General features: G+C 68.5%; 30 protein-coding genes. 13 read left to right on the forward strand and 17 right to left on the reverse strand.

Features of this window, described 5'->3' with window-relative positions:
- Positions 1-193 precede the first annotated feature (193 nt).
- A complete protein-coding gene (locus tag AB7E83_RS14600; RefSeq protein WP_428570645.1) occupies positions 194-2,671 on the forward strand; it encodes a penicillin-binding protein 1A in 2,478 nt (825 codons plus the stop codon).
- A 34-nt stretch (positions 2,672-2,705) separates the two neighbouring features.
- Here the strand turns inward: AB7E83_RS14600 and cyaY are convergent, their stop codons facing one another.
- Positions 2,706-3,032, reverse strand: coding sequence for an iron donor protein CyaY (gene cyaY / locus AB7E83_RS14605; RefSeq protein ID WP_428570647.1), 327 nt, complete (start codon positions 3,030-3,032; stop codon positions 2,706-2,708).
- 13 nt (positions 3,033-3,045) lie between these two features.
- Here cyaY and lptM point away from each other — a divergent pair, with 13 nt between their 5' ends.
- Positions 3,046-3,246 (forward strand): LPS translocon maturation chaperone LptM, encoded by a 201-nt coding sequence (gene lptM, locus AB7E83_RS14610; protein ID WP_428570648.1) that lies wholly within the window; start codon positions 3,046-3,048, stop codon positions 3,244-3,246.
- A complete protein-coding gene (gene lysA, locus AB7E83_RS14615) occupies positions 3,243-4,514 on the forward strand; it encodes a diaminopimelate decarboxylase (protein WP_428570650.1) in 1,272 nt (423 codons plus the stop codon). Before lptM ends, lysA begins: the two co-directional genes overlap by 4 nt.
- On the opposite strand, the gene AB7E83_RS14620 is transcribed toward lysA, so the two are convergent.
- From AB7E83_RS14620 to AB7E83_RS14630, 3 genes are all read right to left on the reverse strand, one after another.
- Complete coding sequence (locus AB7E83_RS14620; protein WP_428570652.1) at positions 4,492-5,130, reverse strand: sulfite oxidase heme-binding subunit YedZ; 639 nt, start codon at positions 5,128-5,130, stop codon at positions 4,492-4,494. The two genes, lysA and AB7E83_RS14620, sit on opposite strands and share 23 nt — an antisense overlap.
- Entirely contained in the window at positions 5,130-6,128 is a 999-nt protein-coding gene (gene msrP / locus AB7E83_RS14625) for a protein-methionine-sulfoxide reductase catalytic subunit MsrP (RefSeq protein ID WP_428570654.1), read from the reverse strand. The genes AB7E83_RS14620 and msrP overlap by 1 nt, the downstream gene beginning before the upstream one ends.
- Before the next feature lie 85 nt (positions 6,129-6,213).
- The gene (locus AB7E83_RS14630; RefSeq protein ID WP_428570656.1) at positions 6,214-6,966 is read right to left on the reverse strand and encodes a c-type cytochrome; all 753 of its coding nucleotides are present in this window, start codon (positions 6,964-6,966) and stop codon (positions 6,214-6,216) included.
- 72 nt (positions 6,967-7,038) lie between these two features.
- Here AB7E83_RS14630 and yihA point away from each other — a divergent pair, with 72 nt between their 5' ends.
- Positions 7,039-7,689: a ribosome biogenesis GTP-binding protein YihA/YsxC gene (gene yihA, locus AB7E83_RS14635; RefSeq protein ID WP_428570658.1), complete on the forward strand. Its 651-nt coding sequence runs from the start codon at positions 7,039-7,041 to the stop codon at positions 7,687-7,689.
- On the opposite strand, the gene AB7E83_RS14640 is transcribed toward yihA, so the two are convergent.
- Positions 7,683-8,558 (reverse strand): lysophospholipid acyltransferase family protein, encoded by an 876-nt coding sequence (locus AB7E83_RS14640; RefSeq protein ID WP_428570660.1) that lies wholly within the window; start codon positions 8,556-8,558, stop codon positions 7,683-7,685. The genes yihA and AB7E83_RS14640 overlap by 7 nt on opposite strands.
- The gene (locus tag AB7E83_RS14645; RefSeq protein WP_428570662.1) at positions 8,555-9,388 is read right to left on the reverse strand and encodes a lysophospholipid acyltransferase family protein; all 834 of its coding nucleotides are present in this window, start codon (positions 9,386-9,388) and stop codon (positions 8,555-8,557) included. The genes AB7E83_RS14640 and AB7E83_RS14645 overlap by 4 nt, the downstream gene beginning before the upstream one ends.
- Positions 9,389-9,521: 133 nt before the next feature.
- Between AB7E83_RS14645 and metK the strand changes: the two genes are divergently transcribed.
- Positions 9,522-10,703: a methionine adenosyltransferase gene (metK, locus tag AB7E83_RS14650; RefSeq protein WP_428570664.1), complete on the forward strand. Its 1,182-nt coding sequence runs from the start codon at positions 9,522-9,524 to the stop codon at positions 10,701-10,703.
- 15 nt (positions 10,704-10,718) lie between these two features.
- Here metK and AB7E83_RS14655 read toward each other — a convergent pair whose 3' ends face one another.
- The gene (locus AB7E83_RS14655) at positions 10,719-11,600 is read right to left on the reverse strand and encodes a hypothetical protein (protein ID WP_428570666.1); all 882 of its coding nucleotides are present in this window, start codon (positions 11,598-11,600) and stop codon (positions 10,719-10,721) included.
- 6 nt (positions 11,601-11,606) lie between these two features.
- Positions 11,607-12,074 carry a hypothetical protein gene (locus AB7E83_RS14660; protein ID WP_428570668.1) on the reverse strand — a complete coding sequence of 156 codons (468 nt, stop codon included), beginning with the start codon at positions 12,072-12,074 and terminating at the stop codon, positions 11,607-11,609.
- 179 nt (positions 12,075-12,253) lie between these two features.
- Between AB7E83_RS14660 and AB7E83_RS14665 the strand changes: the two genes are divergently transcribed.
- A complete protein-coding gene (locus AB7E83_RS14665) occupies positions 12,254-13,213 on the forward strand; it encodes a ferritin-like domain-containing protein (protein ID WP_428570670.1) in 960 nt (319 codons plus the stop codon).
- Positions 13,214-13,236: 23 nt separating this feature from the next.
- The gene (ligD, locus tag AB7E83_RS14670) at positions 13,237-15,867 is read left to right on the forward strand and encodes a DNA ligase D (protein WP_428570672.1); all 2,631 of its coding nucleotides are present in this window, start codon (positions 13,237-13,239) and stop codon (positions 15,865-15,867) included.
- On the opposite strand, the gene AB7E83_RS14675 is transcribed toward ligD, so the two are convergent.
- The 8 genes from AB7E83_RS14675 to AB7E83_RS14710 form a co-directional block, all read right to left on the reverse strand.
- Positions 15,842-16,510, reverse strand: a complete 669-nt coding sequence (locus tag AB7E83_RS14675) for a hypothetical protein (RefSeq protein WP_428570674.1) — start codon at positions 16,508-16,510, stop codon at positions 15,842-15,844. The two genes, ligD and AB7E83_RS14675, sit on opposite strands and share 26 nt — an antisense overlap.
- A gap of 133 nt (positions 16,511-16,643) precedes the next feature.
- Positions 16,644-17,306, reverse strand: coding sequence for a flavin reductase family protein (locus AB7E83_RS14680; protein WP_428570676.1), 663 nt, complete (start codon positions 17,304-17,306; stop codon positions 16,644-16,646).
- 12 nt (positions 17,307-17,318) lie between these two features.
- The gene (locus tag AB7E83_RS14685; RefSeq protein WP_428570677.1) at positions 17,319-18,299 is read right to left on the reverse strand and encodes a Bug family tripartite tricarboxylate transporter substrate binding protein; all 981 of its coding nucleotides are present in this window, start codon (positions 18,297-18,299) and stop codon (positions 17,319-17,321) included.
- A 35-nt stretch (positions 18,300-18,334) separates the two neighbouring features.
- Complete coding sequence (locus AB7E83_RS14690; RefSeq protein WP_428570679.1) at positions 18,335-19,126, reverse strand: fumarylacetoacetate hydrolase family protein; 792 nt, start codon at positions 19,124-19,126, stop codon at positions 18,335-18,337.
- The gene (locus tag AB7E83_RS14695) at positions 19,123-19,764 is read right to left on the reverse strand and encodes a fumarylacetoacetate hydrolase family protein (protein WP_428570682.1); all 642 of its coding nucleotides are present in this window, start codon (positions 19,762-19,764) and stop codon (positions 19,123-19,125) included. The genes AB7E83_RS14690 and AB7E83_RS14695 overlap by 4 nt, the downstream gene beginning before the upstream one ends.
- Positions 19,761-20,636, reverse strand: a complete 876-nt coding sequence (locus AB7E83_RS14700; protein ID WP_428570703.1) for an amidohydrolase family protein — start codon at positions 20,634-20,636, stop codon at positions 19,761-19,763. The genes AB7E83_RS14695 and AB7E83_RS14700 overlap by 4 nt, the downstream gene beginning before the upstream one ends.
- A gap of 24 nt (positions 20,637-20,660) precedes the next feature.
- On the reverse strand, positions 20,661-21,056 hold the full coding sequence (locus tag AB7E83_RS14705; protein WP_428570683.1) for a RidA family protein: 396 nt from the start codon (positions 21,054-21,056) through the stop codon (positions 20,661-20,663).
- A gap of 4 nt (positions 21,057-21,060) precedes the next feature.
- Positions 21,061-22,020 (reverse strand): Bug family tripartite tricarboxylate transporter substrate binding protein, encoded by a 960-nt coding sequence (locus AB7E83_RS14710; protein ID WP_428570685.1) that lies wholly within the window; start codon positions 22,018-22,020, stop codon positions 21,061-21,063.
- A gap of 200 nt (positions 22,021-22,220) precedes the next feature.
- Between AB7E83_RS14710 and AB7E83_RS14715 the strand changes: the two genes are divergently transcribed.
- From AB7E83_RS14715 to hpaI, 3 genes are read left to right on the forward strand one after another with little or no spacing between them, the layout of a single operon-like run.
- A complete protein-coding gene (locus AB7E83_RS14715) occupies positions 22,221-22,853 on the forward strand; it encodes a flavin reductase family protein (protein ID WP_428570687.1) in 633 nt (210 codons plus the stop codon).
- The gene (locus AB7E83_RS14720) at positions 22,840-23,679 is read left to right on the forward strand and encodes an IclR family transcriptional regulator (RefSeq protein ID WP_428570689.1); all 840 of its coding nucleotides are present in this window, start codon (positions 22,840-22,842) and stop codon (positions 23,677-23,679) included. Before AB7E83_RS14715 ends, AB7E83_RS14720 begins: the two co-directional genes overlap by 14 nt.
- A gap of 30 nt (positions 23,680-23,709) precedes the next feature.
- Positions 23,710-24,504, forward strand: coding sequence for a 4-hydroxy-2-oxoheptanedioate aldolase (gene hpaI / locus AB7E83_RS14725; protein WP_428570691.1), 795 nt, complete (start codon positions 23,710-23,712; stop codon positions 24,502-24,504).
- A gap of 75 nt (positions 24,505-24,579) precedes the next feature.
- On the opposite strand, the gene AB7E83_RS14730 is transcribed toward hpaI, so the two are convergent.
- Entirely contained in the window at positions 24,580-25,491 is a 912-nt protein-coding gene (locus AB7E83_RS14730) for an MBL fold metallo-hydrolase (protein ID WP_428570693.1), read from the reverse strand.
- An 89-nt stretch (positions 25,492-25,580) separates the two neighbouring features.
- On the opposite strand from AB7E83_RS14730, the gene AB7E83_RS14735 reads away from it, so the two are divergent.
- Genes AB7E83_RS14735 through AB7E83_RS14745 form a run of 3 tightly spaced genes read left to right on the forward strand, consistent with a single transcriptional unit; the run spans position 25,581 to position 26,792 of the window.
- On the forward strand, positions 25,581-25,907 hold the full coding sequence (locus AB7E83_RS14735) for a metalloregulator ArsR/SmtB family transcription factor (RefSeq protein WP_428570695.1): 327 nt from the start codon (positions 25,581-25,583) through the stop codon (positions 25,905-25,907).
- A 6-nt stretch (positions 25,908-25,913) separates the two neighbouring features.
- Positions 25,914-26,348, forward strand: coding sequence for a YeeE/YedE family protein (locus tag AB7E83_RS14740; RefSeq protein WP_428570697.1), 435 nt, complete (start codon positions 25,914-25,916; stop codon positions 26,346-26,348).
- A 9-nt stretch (positions 26,349-26,357) separates the two neighbouring features.
- Complete coding sequence (locus tag AB7E83_RS14745) at positions 26,358-26,792, forward strand: DUF6691 family protein (protein ID WP_428570699.1); 435 nt, start codon at positions 26,358-26,360, stop codon at positions 26,790-26,792.
- Positions 26,793-26,929: the final 137 nt, after the last annotated feature.

Genomic DNA, 26,929 nt, shown 5'->3' on the forward strand with positions numbered 1-26,929 from the left:
ATCCACTTGAATGCTAGCAGTAACATCCTTGTCGCACAAAGGATTTTGCCTCATCGGTCCTCGTGCGCCGTTGCCAAAAACCGACGCTGCAGAGCCTCTGCAAGCCGGACAGCGGAACCGACGACTCTGCGGGCAGGTCTCACCCCGTCCATTTCTATAATGGTCCTCGACCGGGCGACTGCCCTGGAGCCCCATGCCTTCTGAACCGAATTCCGGCGTCCCCCGCGTCTCCGCGCCGCGCCCTTCCTGGCAACGCTGGCTGCTGTACTTCGTGCTGTGGACCGGCGGGCTCACGCTCGCCATGCTCGCGTCCATCGTCACGGTGGCCGGCGTGGCGCTCGCGGTCGCGTACCCGAACCTCCCGGACGTCTCCGACCTCCTCGACTACCGGCCCAAGCTGCCGCTGCGCGTCTACTCGCGCGACGGCGTCCTGATCGGCGAGTTCGGCGAAGAGCGGCGCAACCTCACCCCCATCGGCCAGATTCCGAAGGTGATGAAGGAGGCGGTGCTGGCGATCGAGGATTCGCGCTTCTATTCGCACGGCGGCGTCGACTATCGCGGCCTGCTGCGAGCCGGCCTCGCGAACCTCGGGCGCGCCAAGAGCCAGGGCGCCTCGACCATCACGATGCAGGTCGCGCGCAACGTCTACCTCTCCACCGAGAAGACGTTCACCCGAAAGCTCTACGAGGTCCTGCTCACGTTCAAGCTGGAACACCTGCTCTCGAAGGACCAGATCCTCGAGATCTACATGAACCAGATCTTCCTGGGCAACCGCGCCTACGGCTTCGCGGCCGCGTCGGAGGCCTATTTCGGCAAGCCGATGAAGGAGCTCACCATCGCCGAGGCTGCGATGCTCGCGGGGCTGCCCAAGGCGCCGTCGGCCTACAACCCCATCACCAATCCGCAGCGCGCGCGGGCGCGCCAGCTCTACATCATCGAGCGGATGGAGGACGTCGGCTACATCACCGCCGCCGAAGCCGAGACCGCGAAGAAGCAGGAGCTGAAGGTGCGCCACGGCCTGCCGCAGCTCGGCATCCATGCCGAGTACGTGGCCGAGACGGTGCGGCAGCTCGTGTTCGCCCAGTACGGCGACGAGACCTACACGCGCGGGCTGAACGTGTACACGACCCTGGTCGCCAAGGAACAGGAAGCGGCGTACCGCGCCCTGCGCAAGGGCATCATGGACTACGAGAAGCGGCAGATCTACCGCGGCCCCGAGGAGTTCGTGGAGCTGCCTGCCCAGGACGGCGCGGAGCTCGACGACGCGGTGGACGACGCGCTCTCGGACCATCCCGACAACGGCGACGTGATGGCGGCCGTGGTCCTCGAAGCGGGACCGAAGAAGATCCTCGCGGTGCGCCAGAGCGGCGAGCGCTTCGAGATCGTGGGCGAGGGTTTGCGCCCGGCCCAGTCCGGCCTCTCGGACAAGGCGCCGCCCAAGATCAAGATCCGCCGCGGCGCGGTGGTCCGCGTCATGAAGACGCCGAAGGACACCTGGGAAATCACGCAGCTGCCCGAAGTCGAGGGCGCGTTCGTCGCGCTCGATCCGCGCGACGGCGCGATTCACGCCATGGTGGGCGGCTTCGACTTCAACAAGAACAAGTTCAACCACGTCACGCAGGCGTGGCGGCAGCCGGGCTCTTCGTTCAAGCCCTTCATCTATTCGGCCGCGCTCGAGAAGGGCTTCACGCCCACCACGGTCGTGAACGACGGCCCGCTCTTCTTCGACGCCGGCGTCACCGGCGGGCAGCCCTGGGAGCCGAAGAACTACGACGGCAAGTTCGAAGGGCCGATGCCGCTGCACACGGCGCTGGCGAAGTCCAAGAACATGGTGTCGATCCGCATCCTGCAGGCCGTGGGCACGCAGAACGCGCAGGACTGGATCGGCCGCTTCGGCTTCGAGCCCGAGAAGCATCCGCCCTACCTCACCATGGCGCTGGGCGCGGGCTCCGTCACGCCGATGCAGATGGCGACCGCCTATTCGGTGTTCGCCAACGGCGGCTACCGCGTGAACCCCTGGCTGGTGACGAAGATCGTCGACCAGAAGGGCAAGACCGTCGTCGAGAGCCAGCCGCCGCTGCCCAACGAATCGGTGCGCGCGATCGACGCGCGCAACGCCTTCGTCATGAGCCGGCTGCTGCAGGAGATCGCGCGCTCCGGCACGGCGGCGCGTGCGCAGGCAACCCTGAAGCGCGCCGACATCTACGGGAAGACGGGGACCACCAACGATGCCATCGACACCTGGTTCGCGGGCTACCACCCGACCCTGACCGCCATCGTGTGGATGGGGTACGACCAGCCCAAGTCGCTCGGCGATCGCGAAACCGGCGGCGGCCTCAGCCTGCCGGTGTGGATCGCGTTCATGGAGACGGCGCTCAAGGGCGTTCCGGTCATGGAGCCGACCCCGCCCGCAGGCGTGACCAACGTCGGCGGCGAGTGGTATTACGAGGAATATGCGCGCGGCGCCGGCGTCGGCAGCCTCGGCATGGGCGGCGGCGAGAGCGCCGGAATGAATGGAAGCAGCGGACCCGTGCCGCCCGCGGTGCGCGGCGGCCCCGTGGGCGACCCGTCGTTGGGGCCGGCGGGCGACCGCAGCATCTCGGCGACCGAGCCGCCGCGCGCGACGTCGCCGGAAGAGCGGCGCAGCATCCTCGATATCTTCCGCAACTGAGCTTCGTCCATCCCCGCGAAGGCGGGGATGGCGTCTATTCGAAAGCCAGGGGCTCCCCCGCCTGCTCGCTCGCGTACCGGCTCAGGTGCGCGAAGAACTCTCCCTGCCCCTTCGTGTCCATCCACCGCTGCCCGTCGAAGCGGTAGTGGAAGCCGCCCGCACGCGCGGCCATCCACACCTCCTGCAGCGGCTTCTGCAGGTTGACGATGATCTGGCTGCGGTCGGCGAAGGTGAGCGTCACCATGCCGCCCACGCGCTGGTTGTCGATGTCGGCATCGGTCCGCTCGTTCAGGCGATCGCAGCACGCCTCCACGCGCGCGAGCAGCGCCTCGGCTTCATTCATGTATTCGAGATCGGTCATTACAATTCACGCGATGCCGCGTGCCTGTTCAATTCTAGTCATCGCCCTCGTACTGGGCGGCTGCGGCCAGAAAGGCGCGCTCGTCCACCCGAGCGGCCCCGCCGCGGCCCAGCGCGCCACTTTGCCCGAAACCCTCACGCCCGCTTCGATGCTGCCCGGCAGCCCCGCCTCGGCGCCGCCGACCGGCACGGCCTCGCCCGTGCGCACTCCATGAACACTCTGCCCGGCCATCCCCACTTCGCGTATCGCGGCGACGTGCTGCACGTCGAGGACGTCGCGCTGGATGCGCTCGCACGCGAATACGGCACGCCGCTCTTCGTGTATTCGAAGGCGTCCATGCTCGAGGCGCTCGGCGCCTACCAGCGCGGCTTCGCCGGCCGCAAGTCGAAGATCCACTATGCGATGAAGGCGAACTCGTCGCTCGCCATCCTGCAGGTGTTCGCGCGCGCGGGCTGCGGCTTCGACATCGTGTCGGGCGGCGAACTCGAACGCGCGCTCGCAGCCGGCGCGAAGGGCGAGGACATCATCTTCTCCGGCGTCGGCAAGTCGCGCGCCGAAATGCGCCGCGCGCTCGACGCGGGCATCGCCTGCTTCAACGTCGAGAGCGAGGCCGAGCTCGAGGTCCTGAGCGAAGTGGCCGTGGCCGCCGGCAAGACGGCCCCGGTGAGCCTGCGCGTGAATCCGAACGTCGACCCCCAGACGCACCCCTACATCTCGACCGGCCTGAAGGGCAACAAGTTCGGCGTCGCGCACGAGCGCGCGCTGCAGACCTATCGCCGCGCGGCCGAATTGCCGGGCCTGCACGTGGTCGGCATCGACTTCCACATCGGCTCGCAGATCACCACGCAAGGGCCTTATATCGATGCCGTCGACAAGGTGCTCGACCTGGTCGAGGCGGTCGAGAAGGCGGGCATCCCGCTGCACCACATCGATTTCGGCGGCGGCCTCGGCATCACCTACAACGGCGAGCAGCCGCCAGCGGCCGATGCGTTGTGGGCCGAACTGCTGATGCGCATCGACCAGCGGGGCTTCGGCGACCGCACGCTGATGATCGAGCCCGGCCGCTCGCTCGTCGGCAATGCGGGCGTGTGCGTGAGCGAGGTGCTCTACCTGAAGCCCGGCGAGCAGAAGAATTTCTGCATCGTCGATGCGGCGATGAACGACCTGCCGCGTCCCGCGATGTACCAGGCTTTCCATGCGGTCGTGCCCGTGGCGCGCCACGACGCCGACCCCCACACCTACGACGTGGTGGGTCCGGTGTGCGAAAGCGGCGACTGGATCGGCCACGGCCGTCCGCTGAACGTGCGGCCCGGCGACCACGTGGCCGTGATGTCTGCCGGCGCGTACTGCATGAGCATGGCGAGCAACTACAACACGCGCGGGCGCGCCGCGGAAGTGCTGGTCGACGGCTCGCAGGTTCACCTGATCCGCGAGCGGGAAACCGCGGCCGACCAGATGCTCAAGGAGCGGCGGCTGCCTTGAGCCGCTTCTGGCGCTCGCCGCGCAGGCGGTGGACGATCCGCCAGCCGAGCAGCGCCCCCAGGATCGCCGCGTACACCGCGACCTCCGCGAAGTCGTTCTTGCCCGCGCGCATCCAGAAGAAGTGGAGGATGGCGAGGGCCGCCACGGCGTACACGAGCCGATGCAGCAGTTGCCACCGCTTCGCGCCGAGCGCTTTCACCGCGCGGTTGAACGAGGTCGCGGCCAGCGGCGTGAGCAGCAGGAACGCCGCGAAGCCGACAAGGATGAAGGGCCGCTTGACGATGTCCCTGCCGATTTCCGCGAGGTCGAACCCCATGTCGAACCCGCCGTAGCAAAGCAGGTGGACCACGACGTAGAAGTACATGAAGAGGCCGAGCATCCGACGAATGCGCTGCAGCGTCGGCGTGCCGGTCATCACCCGCAGCGGCGTGATGGCGAGCGTGAGGCACAGGAAGCGCAACGCCCAGTCGCCGGTGGAGCGGATCAGCGACTCGGCCGGGTTCGCGCCGAGGTTGTTCGTGAACGCACCGTACGCCAGCCACGCGAACGGCAGCAGCGACAGCACGAACACGAGGGGCTTGGCCGCCGGGTGCAGCAGCGCGCGGCCGAAATTCATCAATAGAATTTCTTCAGGTCCATGCCCGCGTACAACTGGCCGACCTGCGGCTCGTAGCCGTTGAACATCAGCGTCTTGCGCTTCTTGGCGAAGAGCCCGTCCTCGCCGATGCGGCGCTCCGTCGCCTGCGACCAGCGCGGATGGTCCACGTTCGGATTGACGTTGGAATAGAAGCCGTACTCCTGCGGCGCCGACTTGTTCCAGGAGATGCGCGGCTCCTTGTCGGTGAAGCGGATCTTCACGAGCGACTTGCCGCTCTTGAAGCCATACTTCCACGGCACCACGAGGCGCACGGGTGCGCCGTTCTGGTTGGGCAGCACCTCGCCGTACATGCCGAACGTGAGCAGCGTGAGCGGGTTCATGGCCTCGTCGAGGCGCAGGCCCTCGACGTACGGCCACTCGAGCACGCGCGAGCCGACGTAGGGCATGGTCGCCTTGTCGGCGAGCGTGATGAACTCGACGTACTTCGCGCTGCCGAGCGGCTCGACCTTCTCGATCAGCTTCGACATCGAGTAGCCCACCCACGGAATCACCATCGACCAGCCCTCGACGCAGCGCAGCCTGTAGATGCGCTCCTCCTGCGCCGACAGCTTCACGAGGTCCTCGAGCGTGTACTTCGCGGGCTTCTTCACGAGGCCGTCGACCTCGACCGTCCACGGGCGCGTCTTCAGCGTGTGCGCGTTCTTCGCCGGATCGTCCTTGTCGGTGCCGAATTCGTAGAAGTTGTTGTAGGTGGTCGCGTCCTTGTAGTCGGTGACCTTCTCCATCGTGGCGGCGCCGGCCACGCCGCTCTTCGCGCCGGGCAGCGCAGCCAGCTTGTTCGGGCGCTGCACGGCCTGCGCGAGCGCCTCGCGGCCGACCCAGGCCGCCAGCGCGCCCCCGGCCGCGCCGCCGGCCATGAGCTTGAGCAGGGATCGCCGCTGCTCGTACACCGCCCGAGGCGTGATCTCGCTGGCGATGGGATGCTGGAAGCCGTCGCGGCCGGTTCGGATCAACATGGAGCTCTCCTTGCGTTCTCGCCCCATTCTCACAAAAAAGAAGGGCGCCCGTGGGGCGCCCTCGTTCGCGGCCGTGCCGGAATGCTCAGCGAAGGCCGGCGATGTAGTCGGCCACCGCGCGGATTTCGCGGTCGTTGAGCTTGCTGGCGATCTGCGTCATCTGCGGACTGTTCTTGCGCGCGCCGTCGCGGAAGGCGACCAGCTGCGAGGCGGTGTAGTCGGCATGCTGGCCCGACACGCGCGGATACTGCGCGGGAATGCCGGCGCCGTTGGGGCTGTGGCAGCCGGAGCAGGCGGCGATCTGGCGGTTCTGGATGCCGCCGCGGTAGATGCGCTCGCCGAGCGCCACGAGCTCCTTGTCCTTCGCGAAGCCGGGCTTGGCCTTCTTCGAGCCGACATAGGCGGCGATGTTCTTCATGTCCACGTCGCTCAGCTGGGCGGCGAAGCCCTGCATGATGGGGCTGGGGCGCTTGCCGCTCTTGAACTCCTGCAGCTGCTTGACGATGTAGGCCGGGTGCTGCTGCGAAAGCTTGGGGTTGGCCGGCGTGCCCGAATTGCCCTCGGCGCCGTGGCACGCCGCGCACACCGCGTCGTACTTCGCGCCGCCCGCGGCCGCATCCGGCTTGACGTTCGCGGCCGTCGCCATGGCGGCGGCGGGTGCGGTGGGCGACTGGGTCGGCGCGCCGCTCGCGGACGGCGAATGCGTGGCGGGCGCGGCCTGCGCACTCGGCGCGGAAGCGGACTGCGCGGCAGCCGGGGCCGCCGGCTGCTGGGCCTGAAGGGAGAGCGCGGAGACGGCCAGCGCGGCGGCCAACAGGAGGCGGGTGGGGACCATCATGGCGGAAAATTCTCGGGTTCGTAGGCGCACAACCTCGGGATTCTACAATGGCCCATCTTTGTCACCGCCTCCATGACCTCTCCCACCTCGCCTGCGGCGGCGGCACTCGGCTGGCTGCACACCGCCCGCTTCCTCACCACCGCCCCCCGACTCGAGCACCTGCCGGTGCACGACATCCCCGAAATCGCTTTCGTCGGCCGCTCCAACGCGGGCAAGTCGACCTGCATCAACACGCTCACGCAGCAAAAGCGGCTCGCCTTCGCCTCCAAGACGCCCGGCCGGACGCAGGCCATCAATCTTTTCGAACTCGGCAAGCAGGGGATCGTCGACGCGGTGCTCGCCGACCTTCCCGGCTACGGCTATGCGAAAGTGCCGCGCGAAGACAAGATCCGCTGGCAGCAGGTGATGGCGAACTACCTCGTGTCGCGCCCCAACCTGCGCGGCGTGGTGATGTTGTGCGACCCGCGCCACGGCCTCACCGAGCTCGACGACATCCTGCTGGAGGTCATCCGCCCGCGGGTCGAGGAAGGGCTGAAATTCCTGGTGCTGCTGACCAAGGCCGACAAGCTCACGCGCTCGGAGCAGGCCAAGGCGCTGTCGATCGCGAAGCTGCAGACGGCGGGCGGCGAAGTGCGGATGTTCTCCGCGCTGAAGCGCCAGGGCATCGAGGAAACGGCGCTCACGCTGTGGCAGTGGACGCACCCGGACGAAGCGACTCAGTAAACGGAGGCTTCCCCCGGCGGGCGCGTCTTGAAGCGCTTGTGGACCCACCAGTACTGCTCGGGCATTTCGTCGATCCAGCCCTGCAGTCGCCGGTTCATCTCGGCCGTGTCCGCGGTCGCATCGTCCGTCGGGAAGTCCGTCCAGGCCGGATGGACGCGGACTTCGTAGCCGTCGCGCGTGAGGCGGGAGACCACCGGCACGACCGTGGCGCGTCCCAGGCGCGCGAAGCGCGACAGCGAGGGCACGGTCGCGGCGGCGACGCCGTAGAACGGCACGAACACCGATTCCTCCGGCCCGAAATTCATGTCGGGCAGCAGGTACATCGCCTCGCCTCGCCGCAGCGCGGCAACCAGGCCCCGCACGCCGTCGGCCCGCGCGAACGGCCGGGCCGAATCGAAGCGATGCCGGCCAGCGAGCATCCATTCGTCGACGACGCGATTGGCCTGCTGCGTGTAGATGCCGACCCACTGACGCGGCACCTGCTGCGTCAGCGCGGTCCAGCCGGCATCCATGCCCACGAAATGCGGCGCGAAGATCAGCGTGCCCTGCGCGTGCGCACCGGCGGCCAGTGCATCGACATCGCCGACCAGGGCGAGGCGTGCGCGCGTCACCTCCGGCTTCGCATGCCACAGCCAGCTGCGATCGAGCCAGGCCTGCGCGAAGCGGACGAACACGAGGCGCTCGACTTCACGCCGCCGCCGCTCGCTCCATTGCGGAAAGCACAGGGCGAGGTTGATGCGCACGACGCGTCGGCGCGGCAGCACCACCGCATGAAGAAACCGGCCCAGCACCGCTCCGAGGCCGCGCACCCAAGGCAGCGGCAGCGGCGCGAGCAGGCGCATGAAGACGACGCCGATGCGGCTGATCACGCGAGCCCGCCCTTCGCCGGCTCGCGCGGCTGCTTGTAGCGCGCGTAGCCCCAGAGGTACTGAGCCGGACACTCGCGCACGAGCCGCTCCATGTGGACATTGATGCGTTCGGCGCCCGCCTCGGGCGACTCGGGAATCTCGCCTTCCCACTCGCGCACGTGGACGCGGTAGCCCGCCCCGCCGGGCAGCCGCTCGCTCCACACCAGAAGCACCGGGGCGCCCGACTGGCGCGCCAGCCGCGCCGGCAGCGTCATCGTGTACGCGGCGCGGCCGAAGAAAGGCGCCCACGCGCCGAGGCCCGCGGGCGGCACCTGGTCGGGCAACAGGCCGATCGCCCCGCCGGACCGGAGCGCCTTGAGCATCTGCCGCACGCCGGCCAGCGTGGTGGGCGCCGTGGCGAGGTTGGGACGCGCGCGCGCCGTATCGACCAGGTCGCGCAGCCACGCCTTTCGCGCGGGCCGGTACAGCACCGTGATCGGGCCGAACACCTGCGCGAAGGACTGGGCCGAAACCTCGAAGCAGCCGAGATGAGGCGTGAGCATGATCACGCCACGGCCTTGCGCCTGGGCGCGGCGCACGAGGTCCGCGCCGGACCATTCGCAGGGAACGGGCGCGCCGAACCACAGGCGCGGCGTCTCCGCCACCATCTTCCCCGCCTCCGCCACGGCCGCACGGACCCGGGAAAAGTCATAGCCCGCCTCCCGGGCATTGGCGCGAAAGCGCCGCCTGTAGGTCGGCGACATCAGGAAAGCCAGCCACCCCACGGCGGCGCCCAGCCGATGCAGCAGGGGCAAGGGCAGCGACGCCAGCAGATGGAAGAACGTTTTCACTCGGGTTAGAATTCGGGCGTCGCCGAGTTACGGAACTACTTGCAGGGCGACTCATAAATGACTGCTAAAGCGTTCGCCCATGCTCCGGCAGAAGGCAACGCGCCTTCTCATTCAACCGACGGAGTTTATTCAAATGGCGAACGATTTCCTCTTCACGTCCGAATCCGTGTCCGAAGGGCACCCCGACAAGGTGGCCGACCAGGTGTCGGACGCGATCCTCGACGCAATCTTCAAGCAGGACCCCCGCAGCCGCGTCGCGGCCGAGACGCTGTGCAACACCGGCCTCGTGGTGCTGGCCGGCGAGATCACGACCAACGCGCACGTCGACTACATCCAGGTCGCGCGCGACACGATCAAGCGCATCGGTTACGACAACACCGAATACGGCATCGACTACAAGGGCTGCGCGGTCATGGTCTGCTACGACAAGCAGTCCAACGACATCGCGCAGGGCGTGGACCATGCGAGCGACGACTACCTGAACATCGGCGCAGGCGACCAGGGCCTCATGTTCGGCTATGCCTGCGACGAGACGCCCGAGCTGATGCCCGCGCCGATCTACTACGCGCACCGGCTCGTCGAGCGCCAGGCGCAGCTTCGCAAGGACGGCCGCCTGCCCTTCCTGCGTCCCGACGCGAAGTCGCAGGTCACGATGCGCTACGTCGACGGCAAGCCCCACAGCATCGACACCGTGGTGCTTTCCTCGCAGCACGCGCCGGAGATGAGCGACGGCACGAAGATGCTGCCGGCCTTCAATGAAGCCGTGATCGAGGAGATCATCAAGCCGGTGCTGCCCAAGGAGTGGCTGAAGGACACGCGCTACCTGATCAACCCCACGGGGCGTTTCGTCATCGGCGGTCCGCAGGGCGACTGCGGCCTGACCGGCCGCAAGATCATCGTCGACACCTACGGCGGGGCCTGCCCGCACGGCGGCGGCGCATTCTCGGGCAAGGACCCGTCGAAGGTCGACCGCTCGGCCGCGTATGCCGCGCGCTATGTCGCCAAGAACGTCGTGGCCGCCGGTCTCGCGCGCCAGTGCCAGATCCAGGTCGCCTACGCGATCGGCGTGGCCAAGCCCATGAACGTCACGGTGTACACCGAAGGCACGGGCGTGATCCCGGACGACCGCATCGCGTCGCTGATCCACGACCTGTTCGACCTGCGTCCCAAGGGCATCATCCAGATGCTCGACCTGCTGCGCCCTATTTACGAGAAGACCGCCGCCTACGGCCACTTCGGCCGCGAGGAGCCGGAATTCACGTGGGAGCGCACGGACCGCGCGCAGGCGCTGCGCGCGGCCGCGGGCCTGAAATAAGGCGCTTGCCTGCGGTCAGTTGAGCGACGCGGTGGTCTGCCGCTCGTACTCCTGCCGCTTCATCGCCGCATAGGTCGACCGATCCATCTCGCGCAACTGGCGCGGGTAGCGCTCGGTCGCCGTGAACCACGCCTGGATGCGCTTTTCGACCTGCTGCTCGGGCGGCAGGTCCATCGTGTCGAGGTACGCGTCGATCGCGAGGTAATAGCGCATGGCATTGCGCTCGATCGCGCCCCGCACGCCGTCGATCGGCTGCGGCTTGCCGTTGGCATCCTTGCCGGTGAGCGAGAACCCGACCTTGTCGGCGCCCGCCGTGGACAGATAGGCATTCATGGCCAGCTTGCCCATGGTGCCGTAGCCATACGAATACCGCATGTGCATGAACGTCTTGCCGCCCTCGACCGGCACCGCAGAGACGACGATGCGGTAGTCGCGGGTGCCCACCGGACCCTGCGGGGCGTCGAGGCGCGTCTCGAGGTAGTTGGCATTGGCGGCGACATTGCGGAACCCGAAGTCGAGGCCGTAGGCCTGCTCGACCGGCTGGTTGTACTTGCGCCCGATCTTGACGTGCAGGCCTGCGCCGCCGTTCGTGGGCTGGCACAGCTTGGTGTTGAAGGGCAGCAGCATGATGTCGCACCACGCGGCGGGCTGCTTCAGGGCCCGGCTCACCTTGCTGAACGGATGATCGATCACCGCGTAGACGTCGCCCTGGAGCATGCCATTGGCCTCCGAGGAGTCGACATGCATCGCGCGCTGGAAGTTGTTGTTGCGCAGTTGCTCGCGAAGCTCGACGTGCTTGGCACGCAGTCCATCGGCGTCGGCCTGTGCGGGCATCGCGAACGCGCCGAGAACGCAGAACGCGGCGGCGAAGAGTTGGGCTTTCGTGGAGGTCTTCATTCGGTCTCAGGCGTGATTCGGATGCTCGGGGGCGGGCGGATGCAGCCACGGAGCAGGGTTTTCGTCTTCCTCTTCCTCGACGCAGGACAACACGTCGAGCTGGATCCCGCCGGTGAAAAGCGAGTGGGGCTGCACCTCGAAGAGGTAGGCGGTCCCCTCGCCCATCGCCAGCCGCAACATCAGCTTGGGATGGGGCACCGACTCCCAGGCGCGGATCAGGCGTCCGCGCACGAGGTTGTCGGGGCATTGAAGCGATTTCAGCTTGTGATGATGCCGCTGCAGGTTCCGCGCGGCAACGAACCAGGGTGAGCTCTTGTTACGCGCGCGCAGGTTCGCCTCCAGGTCGATCTCGAGCGTGAACGTGTTGCCGTCCGCCGTGATCGCCATGTTGCGGCCGAGCAAACCACCCGCCTGCTCGCCGTACTTGTACGCGAGGTGCAGGTGGGATGGCGTCTTGCGCAGCGAGTGCTTCATCGTGGACGAGAGTGCCGCAGTGGATTGCCCCGCGCTGTAGGAGGATTCAGTGTCCGGCTGTCGCGATGTTCGGATAGGCCGATTCCTACAACCGAAATCGCCGCGGGGTGACGCGCCCACGGAGCGGCGCTCCCAAGATGTGAGGTGACATCGAACTTCACCGTTTCAAGGAGATTGCCATGGCTGCACGCGAAGAACGCGACCTCGCCCGGGACACCGGCACCGACGACCATCCGCTCGGGACCGCGGCCGGATCGACCGGCGGCGTTCTGGCGGGCGCCGCCGTCGGAGCCATGGCCGGCCCGCTCGGCGCGGTGGTTGGCGGCGTCGCCGGCGCCGTCATGGGAGGGCTCGCCGGCAAGGCGGCGGCCGAGCTCGTGAATCCCACGCAGGAAGAGGCCTTCTGGCGCGGCAACTACGAGCGCGAATCGTATTTCGAGCAGGGCCGCAGCTACGACGACTACGCGCCGGCCTATCGCATGGGCCTCGAGGGGCGGATGAAGTACGGCGAGGACTGGTCCTCGGTGGAGCCGCGCCTGGCGAGCGAATGGCCGACGACGCGCGGCGGCTCGACGCTCGACTGGCCCGCGGCCCGCCACGCGAGCCGTGCCGCGTGGACGCGCGTCGACAACACGCTGCGCACCGGCGGCGCCGCGGCGGCCGTGGGCTCGGTGCAGTCGGGCGGCGACGGCGATGGCGACGTCGGCGACGTGATCGATCTGCTCAAGGATCTCGTCGAATGCAGCAAGGACGGCGAGTATGGCTTTCGCGAGTGCGCGGAGCATGCGAAGCGCGCCGACCTGAAAGGCATCTTCCTGCAGCGCGCGGACGATTGCCGCAGCGGCGCGCAGGAACTCAACGCCATGATCCGCAGCCTCGGCGGATCCGTCGAGGAAGGCGGCAGCGCGATGGGCGCGCTGCATCGCGGATGGGTCGCGGTCAAGTCGGCGCTGACCGGCTACGACGACAAGGCGATCCTCGCCGAGTGCGAGCGCGGCGAAGACAACGCCAAGGCGCGCTATCGCAGCGCGCTGGACAAGCCCATGCCGCAGCACGTGCGCCAGCTCGTGCAGCGCCAGCTGGATGGCGTGATTCGCAATCACGACCAGGTGAAGGTGCTGCGCGACCAGTTCCGCTAGAAGGACGCCGGGACCGATCGCGCGTGGCCGCCAAGGACGCACTCCGCCTCTACCGCGAGAAGCGCCGCTTCGACGAGACGCCGGAGCCGGCCGAGGGTGGCACGCCCAACGAGGCGGCGCGCGCGTTCGTCGTTCAGAAGCACTGGGCGTCGCGGCTGCACTACGACTTCCGCCTCGAACTGCAAGGCACGATGAAGAGCTGGGCGGTGCCCAAGGGGCCCAGCTTCGACACGCGCGACCGGCGCATGGCGATGCCGACCGAGGACCACCCGATCTCGTACAACGCCTTCGAGGGGACCATCCCCGAGGGCAACTACGGTGCGGGCAAGGTCATCATCTGGGACAAGGGGAGCTGGAGCCCCGTCGGCGACCCGGTGGCGGGCTATCGCGATGGCCGGCTGAAATTCGAGTTGCACGGCCACAAGCTGAAGGGACGCTGGACGCTGGTGCGCACGGGCAGGAAGGACGGCGGGGACGAGAAGCGCACGCCGTGGCTGCTGATCAAGGAGCGCGATGCCTTCGTGCGGCCCGCCGCCGAATACAGCGTGGTCGACGAACTGCCCGACAGCGTCGCGCTGCTCGACGATCGCCCGCCCGCCACGCCGCCCCTCGGCCCGCCATCGGCGCCGTCAGCTTCACCCGCCACGCCGACCGATGGCCCGCCGCCCGGGGCGCGAAAGGCCGCGCTGCCCGAGGCGCTCCAGCCCGAACTCGCCACGCTCGTCGATGGCCCACCCGCCGACGACGCGGCCTGGATCTACGAAGTGAAGTTCGATGGCTACCGCATGCTGGCGCGCGCCGAAGGCGGTCGCGTGAAGCTCATCACCCGCAACGGCAACGACTGGACTTCGCGCCTGACGCATCTCGCTCGCACGCTCGAGTCGATGGACCTGCCCGACGGTTGGTACGACGGCGAAATCATCATGCAGGGCGACGGCGCAGCGACGGACTTCCAGGCCCTGCAGAACGCCTTCGACAGCGCGCGCACGGCCGACATCGTCTACTACCTCTTCGACCTGCCTTACTGCGCCGGCCACGACCTGCGCAGCGTGGCGGTCGAGCATCGCCGCGAGGTGCTGAGGCGCATCGTCGAGCGCAAGCCCCACGACCGCGTTCGGTTCTCGGAGGAGTTCCCTGCGCCGGGGCGCGACGTCCTCGCCTCGGCCTGCAAGCTGGGACTCGAAGGCGTGATCGGCAAGCGGCGCGGCTCGGCGTACGCGAACCGCCGGTCCTCCGACTGGATCAAGCTCAAGTGCGGACGCCGGCAGGAGTTCGCGATCGGCGGTTTCACCGATCCGAAGGGCTCGCGTGCGGGCATCGGCTCGCTGCTGCTCGGCGTGTACGACGCGCAGGGCCGCCTCACCTACTGCGGCAACGTCGGTACGGGTTTCAACCAGAAGATGCTGGTTGAACTGCGCGACCGGCTGGATGCGCTGGCCGTCGAGCGCAAGCCCTTCGAGGCCGGCAGCGAGATTCCGCGCAACGCGCATTGGGTGAAGCCCGAGCTCGTGTGCGAGGTGGCGTTCGGCGAATGGACGCGCGACGGCCGCGTACGGCACGCCGTGTTCCACGGCTTGCGCACCGACAAGCCCGCGCGCGCGATCGTGCGCGAGGCGGCCGTGCATGATGCCCCGGTGGACAAACCGGCGAAGACCGGCGCGGCACAGGCAAAGGCAAAGGCCGCCTCGAAAAGAAAAACGGCCGCTCCGAAAAAGCAGGCGGGCCGGGCCCCTGCACCTTCCATCGACCCCAGGCTGCCGGCCACGCTTCGCATCAGCAACCCCGACCGCGTCGTCGACCCCGAGAGCGGACTCACGAAGATCGAGGTCGTGCGCTACTACGCGCTGGTCGCGCCCTTGATGATGCCGCATCTCGCGGGCCGGCCCGTCTCGCTCGTGCGGGCGCCGGAAGGCATCGGCGGCGAGCTGTTCTTCCAGAAGCATCTCGAGCGCTACAAGATGGCGGGCGTGGCGCAGCTGGACCCGGCCATCCTCCCCGGTCACCCGGCGATGCTGGAGATCGCGAGCCCCGAGGGGCTGCTTTCCGCCGCGCAGATGAACGTGATCGAATTCCACACCTGGAACGGCGTGAAGACGAAGATCGGCGCGCCCGATCGCATGACGTTCGACATCGACCCCGGCGAGGGCGTCGGCTGGCCCGAGATCCAGCAGGCCGCACTCCTCGTCAACACGATGCTCGAGGAGCTCGGCCTGCCCTCGTTCCTGAAGACCAGCGGCGGCAAGGGGCTGCATGTCGTCGTGCCGCTGAAGAAGCAGTACGACTGGGACACCGTGAAGGACTTCTCCGCCGCGATCGTGCGGCATCTCGCACAGGTGATGCCCGAGAGGTTCGTCGCGAAGAGCGGGCCGAAGAACCGTGTCGGCCGAATCTTCATCGACTACCTGCGCAATGGCTACGGCGCCACGACCGCCGCCGCCTGGTCCGCCCGCGCGCGGCCGGGCCTCGGCATTTCGGTGCCGCTGGGCTGGGACGAGCTGGCGAGTGTGAAAAGCGGCGCGCACTGGCGCGTCGCGACCGTTCACGAGCGGCTGGACGTGGGCAACGAGCCCTGGGCGGACTACGAGGACAAACGCGCGCCGCTCGCGGCGGCGATGAAGAAGCTCGGCTTCAAGCCGCCACCCAGGGGAACATGAGTCGCAGCCGCTCGGCGCCTTCGCGCATCACCTCGACCCCATCGGCCTCGGCCAGCGCCTGAACGTCCGACCAGCTGATTTGCCGGTAACCGGCCTCGTGCGCAAAGCCCTTGTCGCCGGTACCGGGACGCAGCTCGATGTCCACCCACGCACCCTCGCCCTGCGCTTGCGCCTTCAGAACGATCTCGGCCGGAGGCGGCAGCTCGTCCGTGGCATGGAGCAGCGATGCGCTCAGGACGTTGCGGATCGCGGCGCGGCGCACCTTGCCTTCGAGTGCGTCGATCTCGCTGCGCAGCCCATAGCCGCGGAAGCCCAGGCTGCTGGCGAGGAGGCTCGCGCATTCCTTCGCCCCGTCATGAACCGTCGACAGATGTCGGTCGTCCGGCGCGATCCAGCTCACGACGTCGGTGCAGGAGTCGAGCGCGGCGCGGGCGAAGCCCTGGATCTTCTGCGCGCTTTGCTGCACGGCGGGCACGTCGACCTCCGCCGCGCGCAGCCGCCGGTCCATCACTTCGTAGATCATGCCGATGGGCTGAAGATTGACGACGAGATGGTGCCGCATCGAGGGCGCGAGCCGGCGCAGCAGCGCGTAGCGCGCGGCTTCGGCACCGGCCGACGTGGACCGGATGGAGGTCGAGGGCAAGGCAGTAGAGGACATGGACCGAAGGAGCGTATTCGAGCGCGGCCGGGGGCGTCAACCGGAGAGGGAGACGACGGCGTACCCGTTACCTCTGGACACGAACCAGGCTGGATGGTTCCCGCTCAGCCCGGCAGCCTCATCGCCCGCCCTGCATCTTCCGCATCGTGTCCGCGGATAACGCACCCTCGCGCGGCTCGATCGTGAAGACGTTCTCCACGCAGGCATAGTCCGCATAGCCGAGCCGGGCCAGCGGCTTCAACCGGGCGACGTCCAGCCGACCCTGCGCCGTCAACGCCCCGTCGTCGATGTGGACGCCGACGACGCGCCCGACCACGAGCCGGTGCGTCGTGTCCGGCGTCAGCCCCGGCAGCAGCAAGGTCGTGTGATGGCGGCACTCGATGGCCACGGGGGCCTGCGCCAGCCGCGGGGTCCTGACGTTGCGGCCGGGCGCGGACGCGAGCCCCAGGGCCTCGAGGTCGTCCGATTCAGAATCCATCAGGAAGGACGAGGCCACCACGTCCTGGCGCGCCGCCCACGTGGCCATGTTGTAGACGAACTCGCCCTCGCGCTCCGCGTTTTCGATCGAATGCTTGGGCGCGTGATCCGGCGGATGCGTGTTCGCGGAGAACACCAGGTAACCGGGGTCGAAGCCGACCAGGTTGAATTGCGAGAACGGCGCCAGGTTGACCTTGCCGTTGCGCTTCAGCGTGGTGATCCAGCCGATCGGCCGCGGCACGACGCAGGCCTTGAAGGGGTTGAACGGCAAGCCATGATCGCCGCGATCCGGGTCGAAGAACATGCGCTACATGCGTCAGTTGATGCGGATGTCGGCCTTCTTGATCACCGGCAGCCACCGTTCGTCCTCGCGCAGCAGGTAGGTGCGGAATTCGCCGGGCGGCATCGCGCGGGCGTCGGCGCCGAGCACGTCGAACTTCTCGACCACGGCCTTGTCGCGGAGAACGCCGGCCAGCGCCTCGGAAATCTGCCTCACCGTGTCCGGCGGCGTGCCCGCGGGCGCGAAGACGCCCACGAAGGTCGCGACGTCGAAGCCCTTGATGCCGGCTTCCTCGAACGTGGGCACGTCGGGCCATTGCGGCACGCGCTTCGGCGTGGTGACGGCGAGCGCCCGCAGCGTCCCCTGCTTCACGTGCGGCATCGCCACGGAGATCTGGTCGAACGAGAGGTCGACATGGCCGCCCAGCAGGTCGACGTTGGCGGGCGCGGTGCCCTTGTAGTGAACGAGGTTGAAGGCCACGGCCTGGTCCATCTGCAGGAGCTCCGCCGCGAGGTGATTCGTCGAGCCCGCGCCGGGCGTCGCCAGCGAGATCTTGCGCGAGCGCGATGCCGCGATCACGTCCTTCAGCGTCGGCTCCTTCACGGACCGGCCCGCGAGCAGGACCATCGGCGTGAACGAGACGGAGCCCACGGGGACGAAGTCCTTCTTCCAGTCGTACACGGGCTTGCCGTAGATCAGCGGACTGTGGAGCACGGGGCCGTTGGAGCTGACCAGGAGGGTCGTTCCGTCGGGCGTCGACTTGGCGACGGCCTCGCCGGCGATCATGCCTCCCGCGCCCGCCCGGTTCTCGACGACGACGGTGCGGCGCAGCGCCTGGGACAGCCCCGGCGCGATGATGCGCGCGGCACTGTCGACGTTGCCGCCGGGCGCATACGGGACGACGAGCCGGATCGGCTTGTCCGCGGGGACTTGCGCATGCGCGGCCGGGGAGAGGCCGAGGCCGAGGACGACGGCGGACGCGGCCAGCAGCGCGCGCGGAAAAGCGAACGATTTCATCGGGAAGAATCCTTTGGGGAAAACGGACGGGGAATTCAGGCGGAAACGGGCCAGTCCTCGGCCAGGGTGTTGACGAGGCGGCCCACGCCTTCGACTTCGCAGACGACCTCGTCGCCCGCGTTCACGTTCACGGAGCCCTTGGGCGTGCCGGTCAGGATCACGTCGCCGACGCCCAGCGTCATGAATGCGCTGAGGTATTCGATCAGGGCCGGCACGTCGTGGATCATGTCGCGCGTGTTGCCCTCCTGCACGACGGTCCCGTTGACGGTCGTTTTCAGCGCGAGGGACATGGGGTCCGGCACTTCGTCCGCGGACACGAGCCACGGACCGAGCACCGTGCCGCCGTCGCGGCTCTTCACGCGCAGGTTCGGACGATAGTAGGGCTCGAGGAAGTTGCGGATGGCGTAGTCGTTCGCCACGGTGTAGCCGGCCACGTGTTCCATCGCCTTGTCGCGCGGAATGCGCTTGCCCTCGCGGCCGATCACGACGGCCAGCTCGCACTCGTAGTGCATGAACTCCGCATCGCGGGGCCGGCGAGTGAGGCCGCGATGCCCGACCAGCGAATTGGCCGCCTTGAGGAAGACGATGGGCTCCGCATGCTGCGCCTGCAGGAAGCCCGCCTGCTCCTTCGAGGACTTGGACGCCAGTTCAGCGGCGTGGTCCGCGAAGTTCAGGGCGAGCGCGAAGATCGTGCGCGCCTCGAACGGCGGCAGCCAGACGACCTCCGCCTCCGGGACGATGCGGCCATCGGCCAGGCGGATCGATCCCTCGCCGTGCGGCGAACATTCGTGAATGCCGCCCATCCACGCGACGCGGCCGGTTCTCATGACGATACTCCTTCCTGGACGACCGGATTCTGGAGGCTGCCCAGGCCATCGACTTCGATGCGGATCGTGTCGCCCGGCTTCGCACGCGGCGAATTCTCGGGAACGCCCACCAGGAGGATGTCTCCGGGCTCGAAGGACATGAACTCGGTCACGTCGGCAAGCAGCGTGGCGGTGTTGCGCATCAGGTTGGCCGTGGTATTCGTCTGGCGCAGCTCGCCGTTGACGTAGGTCCGCAGGGTCAAGGCGTCCGGGTCCGCGATGCGGCTCGCGGGCACGACGGCGCCGATCGGGCAGAAACTGTCCCGGCACTTCTGCCGCATCGGCGGACGCAGCAACGCCTCGTGCGGCACGGTGACGTCGTTGACGATGGCATAGCCCGCGACGTGCGCGAGCGCGTTGCGCACGTTCAGGCGCGATGCCGCGCGGCCCATGACGATGCCGACGGTCGCGCCGGCCTCGACCTCGGGTACGTCCGGCGGCAGGACGATCGCATCGCCCGGCCCGCGCCAGGTGTTCACGGGCTTGATGTAGAGCACCGGATGCACGGGCGGCTTGTGATGCGGCTCCTTGTGCATGCGCGGCTCGAGCGCCTGCCATGCGCCCCGGAAATTCAGCAGCGTTCCGACGACGGACTTCATTGGGTGAACCCGAACAGTGTGGAGGGGTTGTCGACGAGGATCGCCCGCAGCTCGGCTTCGCTTCGGGCGTAGCGGTACATCAGCTCCAGCAGGTCGGCGTCGTTCGGCGGCTGCTTCTTGGAGACGGGATGCGGCCAGTCCGATCCCCAGATGCAGCGCTGCGGCGCCGCGTCGATGAGCGCGCGTGCGATGGGCACGGCGTCGTCGTAGGGCGGACCGGCCACGGAAATCTTCTCGCCCAGGGAGAGCATGACCCAGAAGTTGCCGCGCTCGAGCCAGCGCTGCAACTGCACGACGTTGGGATCGCTCGGCCCGAGCGCGCCATCCGCGCGCCCCATGTGGTCGATGAGGATCGTCATGTCGAGGTGCTCGAACCAGTGCGCGCTTTCGAGAATGCCGCGCTGTTCCGGCTGGATCTTCATGTACCAGCCGAGCTCCTTCATCTTGCCGACCGCGATGTCGAAGGTCTTGCGGTCGAGGACGGCGCCGAGCTCCTGGCGGAAGGAAAACCGCGCGCCGCGAACGCCGGCGTCGTGCAGCTTCTGGAGATAGGCGTCATCCGCCGTCTCGAACACCAGCGCGTTGGCGCAGGCCTTGTAGCCGGGGCCGAGCGCCGCCAGCCCGTCGAGCACGACCTGGTGGTCCGCGCCGTAGGTCGTGGTCTGCACGATCACGCCGCGCGAGATGCCCAGGGCCTGGTGCATCCGGCGCAGCGCCTCCCACGTGGCGCTCGGCATCGCGTAGCCGGCCTGCGGCCGCGGCGGGTACTTGTCCGCGGGGCCGAGCACGTGGAAGTGGCTGTCGATGGTGCCGGGCGGCGCGAGGCGGTTCGGCGTGCGGGGGTTGGGATCGAAGGGATGGTAGGCGGGGATGGTGGCGGACATGGGAGCGTCGGCTCAGGAGGATTGCGGGATGTACGCGGTGACCTCGCACTGCACGAGGATGCCGCCGGAGAGGTCGCCCGCCTGCACGCTCAGCCGCGCGGGGCGGTCCTGGTCGTCGGGGAACATCGCGAGCCACTGCTCGTTGAGCGGTCCGCGTTGCGACCTGTCCTTCAGCCACACCGAGATGCGGACGATGTCGTCGGTCGTGCCGCCGGCGGCGGCCATGATGGCGCGGATGTGCCGGAACATGAGCGCCGTCTGCTCCTCCAGCGTCGCGGCGACCTTGCCGGTGGCCGGGTCCGTGCCGTTCACGAGACCCGTCATCAGCAGCGGCCCGACGCGGCACGCGGCGGGAATCGGATTGACGTGGCCGAAGCCCTCGAGATAGATGGACTGGCGCTTGCTCATCCGATCAGTCCGCCGTGATGTTCTTGGACTTGATGATGGGCAGCCACGTCGACTCTTCCTTCTGGAGGTAGTCGGCGAACTCCCGCGGGCTCATCCAGCGCGCGTCGGAGCCGGCCGCGAAGATCCGCGCCTTCACCGCCGTCTGGTCGAGCGCCTTGCGCATGGCCTGGCTCACGCGCTCGACGACCGCCGGGGGCGTGCCGGCCGGCGCGAGCACGCCGGTGAAGGTCTGGCCCTCGATGCCCTTGATGCCCTGCTCCTGCAGCGTCGGAACTTCCGGCAGCCAGGGCACGCGCTTCGGCGCGACCACCGCGAGCGCACGCGTGCGGCCCGCCTTCACGAACTGCTGGGCCACGGAAACCTGGTCGAAGTTGAACTGCACCTGGCCGGCCAGCAGGTCGTTCGTCGCGGGCGCATTGCCTTTGTAATGGACCGTGGTCCACTGCGCGCCGGTGGTCCGCTGCAGCATCTCGCTCATGAGGTGGTTCGTGGTGCCCGCGCCGGGGGAGGCCATGGACAGCCCGTTCGGCTTCGACTTCGCGAGCGCGATCAGCTCCGGCACGTTCTTGACCGGAAGCGACGGGTGCGCCTGCAGGATCAGCGGCGTGAAGGTCACCGACGCGATCGGAACGAAATTCGTCTTCCAGTGGTAGAGGTTGCGCCCATAGATGACGGGCGAATAGAGCAGCGGTCCGTTGGCCGTGAAGAACAGCGTGTGGCCATCCGGCTCCGACTTCGCGACGAACTCGCCCGCGATCATGCCGCCCGCGCCGGCGCGGTTCTCCACGACCACGGGCTGGCCCAGTTCCTTTTGCAATTCGCCCGACACGATGCGCGCGGCGGCGTCCACGTTGCCGCCCGGCGGGTAGGGCACGACGAGGCGCACGGGCTTGGTGGGCCATGCCTGCGCGCTGGCGCCGGCGCAGGCGCATGCAGTGATGAAAAGGGCAAGGAGTTGTCTCATGATTTCCGCTCTGTGGGCCGGTTGACGATGCACCGACTGTAGGCACACGCACCGATTCGGACAATGCCGATTGCCCGCGAAATTCCGCAATATGGACATTCCCGAGTGTCCGCGCTCGCCCTCGCGCCACCCTCCCCCTATCATTGCCGCGCACGCAGCGCCCCCTCATGGTTCTGCATCGTGGACTCTGGAGACTCCCCATGCGCGTACTCGCCACCGAACTCGACCCCCAGCGCACCTATCGCCTGATGACGGGCATCGTGGTGCCGAGACCGATCGCCTGGGTCTGCACGCGCTCGCCCGAGGGCACGGTCAACATCGCGCCCTTCAGCGCCTTCACGTTCGTCTCGACCAAGCCGCCGATGGTGGGCATCAACGTCGGTCGCAAGGCGGGCGTGCGCAAGGACACCGGCCGCAACATCCATGCGGCGCGCGAATACACCGTGCATATCTGCGACGAGCCGCTGCTCGATGCGATGCACGAGAGCTCGGTCGAGCATCCGCCGGAGGTGAGCGAGGTCGAGTTGCTCGGCCTGCGCACGACCGCCTCGGACATCGTGTCGGTGCCGAGGCTCGTGGACGCGCCCATCGCGATGGAGTGCCGCCTGGTGCAGGCGATCGCGTTCGGCGACACCGGGTCCGAATTCATGGTCGGCGAGGTCCTCGCGTTCCACCTCCGCGACGGACTGCTCCACGACGGCAAGATCGACAGCGTCGCGCTCAACCCCATCTGCAGGCTCGCGGGCCCGAACTACGCGACGCTCGGCCCCGTCACGACCAAGCGGCCGATCCAGCAGACGGACAAGAGCCTGCTGGCGGATGGCAGCCGCTGAGCACCGGCCGGACCGCGGTGCGGAAAGCGCCGACGGCGCGCAGAGCGTCCGGCGTGCGCTCGGCCTCCTGCGGCTGGTGGCCAGCGCGCAGGAGAGCGGCGTGCGCCTCACCGATCTCGCGCAGCTGAGCGGGCTGAGCCGGCCCACGGTCCACCGGCTGCTGAAGGTGCTCGCCGACGAGACCGCCATCGAACAGGACGCCGCGACCAAGCGCTACCTGCTCGGGCCGGAGCTCTGGCTGCTGGGACTCGCGCGCACCGGCCGCTTTCCCATCGGCGCGATCGCGCAACCCTACCTGCAGGCGCTGGCCGACGAGATCGGCGACACGGTGTTCCTGAGCGTGCGGCACGGCAACGACTCCGTGTGCATCGAACGATTCCTCGGCACCCATCCGATCCAGGTGCTGTCCATCGCCGTCGGCGTGCGAAGGCCCCTGGGCGGCAGCGTCTCCGGCATCGTCCTGCTCGGCGGGATGCCGCCCGCGCAGGCGAAGGCGATCACGAGCGCGAACGAGGCGCGCCTCGCCTTGCAGGGCATCGCGGCATCGGAAGTGCTGCGGCAGATCCGCGCGATGCGCGGCCTCGGCTACGCCTACGCGCCGCAGGGCGTCATGCCGGGCACGAGCGCGGTCGCGGCGCCGATCCGCGCGGCGGGCGGGCAGTTCCTGGCGGCCGTCAGCGTGGCGGCGCTTTCGCCCCGGCTCGAGGGCAAGCGGGTGGCGGACATCGTGTCCCGGCTCGGCAACGCGTGCGACATGATCACCCGGCGCCACACGGAGGTCGCCGAGCATGCGCTCAAGAGAAATCCAGGCGGCGCCCGCGCCTGAACGTTCCCCCTCTCACCTTCTCCTCTCCGCATGAACACCCCTGCCAATACATTCAAGGAGCGGCTCCTCGCGGGCCGCACGCAGATCGGCCTCTGGCTCGGACTGGCCGACCCTTACACCGCGGAGCTGTGCGCGGGCACCGGATTCGACTGGCTGCTCGTCGATGGCGAGCACGCACCGAACGACCTCCGTTCCATGCTGTCGACGCTGCAGGCCGTGGCGCCGTACGACGCGCATCCGGTGGTCCGCATCCCCGAGGGCGACGCCACGCTCATCAAGCAGGTGATGGAGATCGGCGCAACGACGCTCCTCGTGCCCATGGTGGAGGACGCCGCACAGGCGCGCGTGCTGGCGCGCGCGATGCGCTATCCGCCCGAGGGAACGCGCGGCGTCGGCAGCGGCCTCGCCCGCTCGTCGCGCTGGAACGGCTGGCCGGACTATCTGCACGCCGCGAACGACCGCGCCTGCCTGCTCGTGCAGGTCGAGACGAAGGAAGCCTTGCTGAAGGCGGGAGAGATCGCGGCGGTGGACGGCGTGGACGGCGTGTTCATCGGACCTGCCGATCTCGCGGCCTCGATGGGGCACCTCGGCCAGCCGGGCCACCCCGAAGTGCAGGCCGCCGTCGAAGCCGCCATCGCGTCGATCCGTGCCAGAGGCAAGCCCTGCGGCATTCTCTGCGTGGACGAAGCCCTGGCCCGTCACTACATCTCGCTCGGCGTGACGTTTGCCGCGGTCGGCGTGGAGACGACCCTGCTCGCGCAGGCGTGCCGGCAACTCGCGCGGCGCTTCGACGGGGTGGCGGGCGAGCCGGGCCCGAAGGCCTGACCACCCGCGCCGGGGTGGGCGACGAAAGGCGGGAACGCCGGCGAGCGTCCCGGCGATGCCGTCGCCGCGCGCCGTTCAGCGGCGCGCGGGATCGGGGGCGCCCCCCGCCGAGGCGTTCCTCGGCAATGCGTTGACGGGGATCCGCAGATAGGCCACCCCGTTGTCGTCGGCGGGCGGCATGTGGCCGGCCCGGACGTTGACCTGGATCGAAGGCAGGATCAGGGTCGGGACTTCGAGCGTCGCGTCGCGGGCCTTGCGCATCGCGACGAACCCTTCCTCCGTGATTCCGTCACGCACGTGGATGTTGTTCGCGCGCTGCTCGGCCACGGTCGCTTCCCAGCGGGGGCTGCGCCCCGCGGGCGGATAGTCGTGGCACACGTAGATGCGCGTCGACGGCGGCAGCGCCAGCAGGCGCCGGATCGACCGGTACAGCGTCGCCGCGTCGCCGCCGGGGAAGTCGGCGCGTGCCGTGCCCACGTCGGGCATGAACAGGGTGTCGCCCACGAACACGCTGTCATCGATGAGGTACGCCATGTCGGCCGGCGTGTGGCCGGGCACGAGCATGGCCCGGGCCTCGACCTCGCCGATGCGGAAGGTCTCGCCCTCCTTGAACAGGTGATCGAACTGGCTGCCGTCGGGCAGGAACGTGCGCTCCAGGTTGTAGAGCTTCTTGAACGTGGCCTGCACCTCGCGGATGTTCTCGCCGATAGCGACTCGGCCTCCCGCCCGCTCCTGCAGGTAGCGGGCGCCGGAGAGGTGGTCGGCATGCGCGTGCGTCTCGAGGATCCACTCGACCTTCAGGCCCTTCTCCTCCAGATAGGCGAGAACCTCGTCGGCCGCCCGCGTGCTCGTGTGGCCCGACTTGAAGTCGTAGTCGAGCACGGGGTCGATCACGGCCGCGGCATGCGTGGCGTTGTCCGAGACGACGTAGGTGACCGTCCCCGTCGATCGGTCGAAGAATGCCTGGGTGGTGATGCGTCCGGCCATTGGGAACCCTTTCAGTCTGTTGCGTAATATTATATTGATAGATATACTATCGGTCAAGCAAGAACGGATTCAAGAGAGCGAGAGAGAGCATGACCGAAAACACGAACGACCTGGCGATCGACCCGCTGCGCCTGCGCGGCGCGGCCGAGGACGCGGTCGCGGCGCTCAAGCTGCTGGCCAACCCGGAGCGGCTGCTGCTGCTGTGCCAGCTCTCGCAAGGCGAGTTCAGCGTCGGCGAGCTCGAGGAGCGGCTGGACATCCATCAGCCGACGCTGTCGCAGCAGCTCGGCGTGTTGCGCGGCCAGGGCGTGGTGGGCACCCGCCGCGAGGGCAAGAACATCTATTACTGCGTGGCCGACCCGAATCTGCTGGAAATCCTGGCGGTCCTGTACCGCATTTACTGTCCCAAGGAGTAAGACACCATGACCATCGACTGGAATTCATTCACCCCGTGGGCCGCGCTGGCGGGCGGCGTGATCATCGGGCTCGCCGCGACCCTGTTCATCCTGTTCAACGGCCGCATCGCCGGCATCAGTGGCGTGCTGGGCGGGCTGCTCGCGCCGGTGCGAGGCGACATCGCCTGGCGCGTGGCCTTCATCGTCGGCCTGCTCGGCGCGCCCTTGATGTACGCGCTCTTCGCGGAGTTGCCGCGGCCGCGGATCGATGCCGGCTACGCCGGCCTGATCGCGGCCGGTCTCCTCGTGGGCATCGGCACCCGGTACGGCTCCGGCTGCACCAGCGGTCACGGGGTCTGCGGAATTTCGCGCTTCTCCCCGCGCTCGCTCGTCGCCACGGCCGCATTCATGCTGGCCGGCTTCGTCACCGTTTTCGTCGCACGCCATCTCATCGGCGGCTAAGGAGTTTCCATGCCTGTTTTCTTCGCACTTCTCGCCGGCACCGTCTTCGGCATCGGCCTCATCGTCTCCGGCATGGCCGACCCGGCCAAGGTGTTCGGCTTCCTCGACCTGGCCGGCCGCTGGGATCCCTCGCTCGCCTTCGTCATGGGCGGGGCGATTCTGGTGGGCGTGTTCGCCTTCGCCTTCGCGCGCAAGCGCACCGTCTCGTTGCTCGGCCTCCCGATGCGCATGCCCACGTCCTCGCAGGTGGACCGGCGCCTCGTGGGCGGCGGACTGCTCTTCGGCATCGGCTGGGGCATCGCGGGCTTCTGCCCCGGTCCGGCGCTGGTGGCGGCCGGCATGGGCGAGCAGAAAGCGCTCGTCTTCGTGGCGGCCATGCTGGCCGGCATGGGCCTGTTCGAATTGCTGGAGCGGCGCAAGGAGCGGCGCGCGGCGCTCGCGTGAGCTGACGAGCGCTAGGAGTGTGGGCGGCAGAAGGGTAGCCCGCGCCCTTCTCCACAGATTCTGAAGCTGTGGCGTTGAATGCGGTGGCGCACCCCGGACCGGGACGGGGGCGGCCCCTTCCGCGAATGTCCCCCGTC

Source organism: Ramlibacter sp., assembly GCF_050250995.1.
GTDB lineage: Bacteria > Pseudomonadota > Gammaproteobacteria > Burkholderiales > Burkholderiaceae_C > Ramlibacter.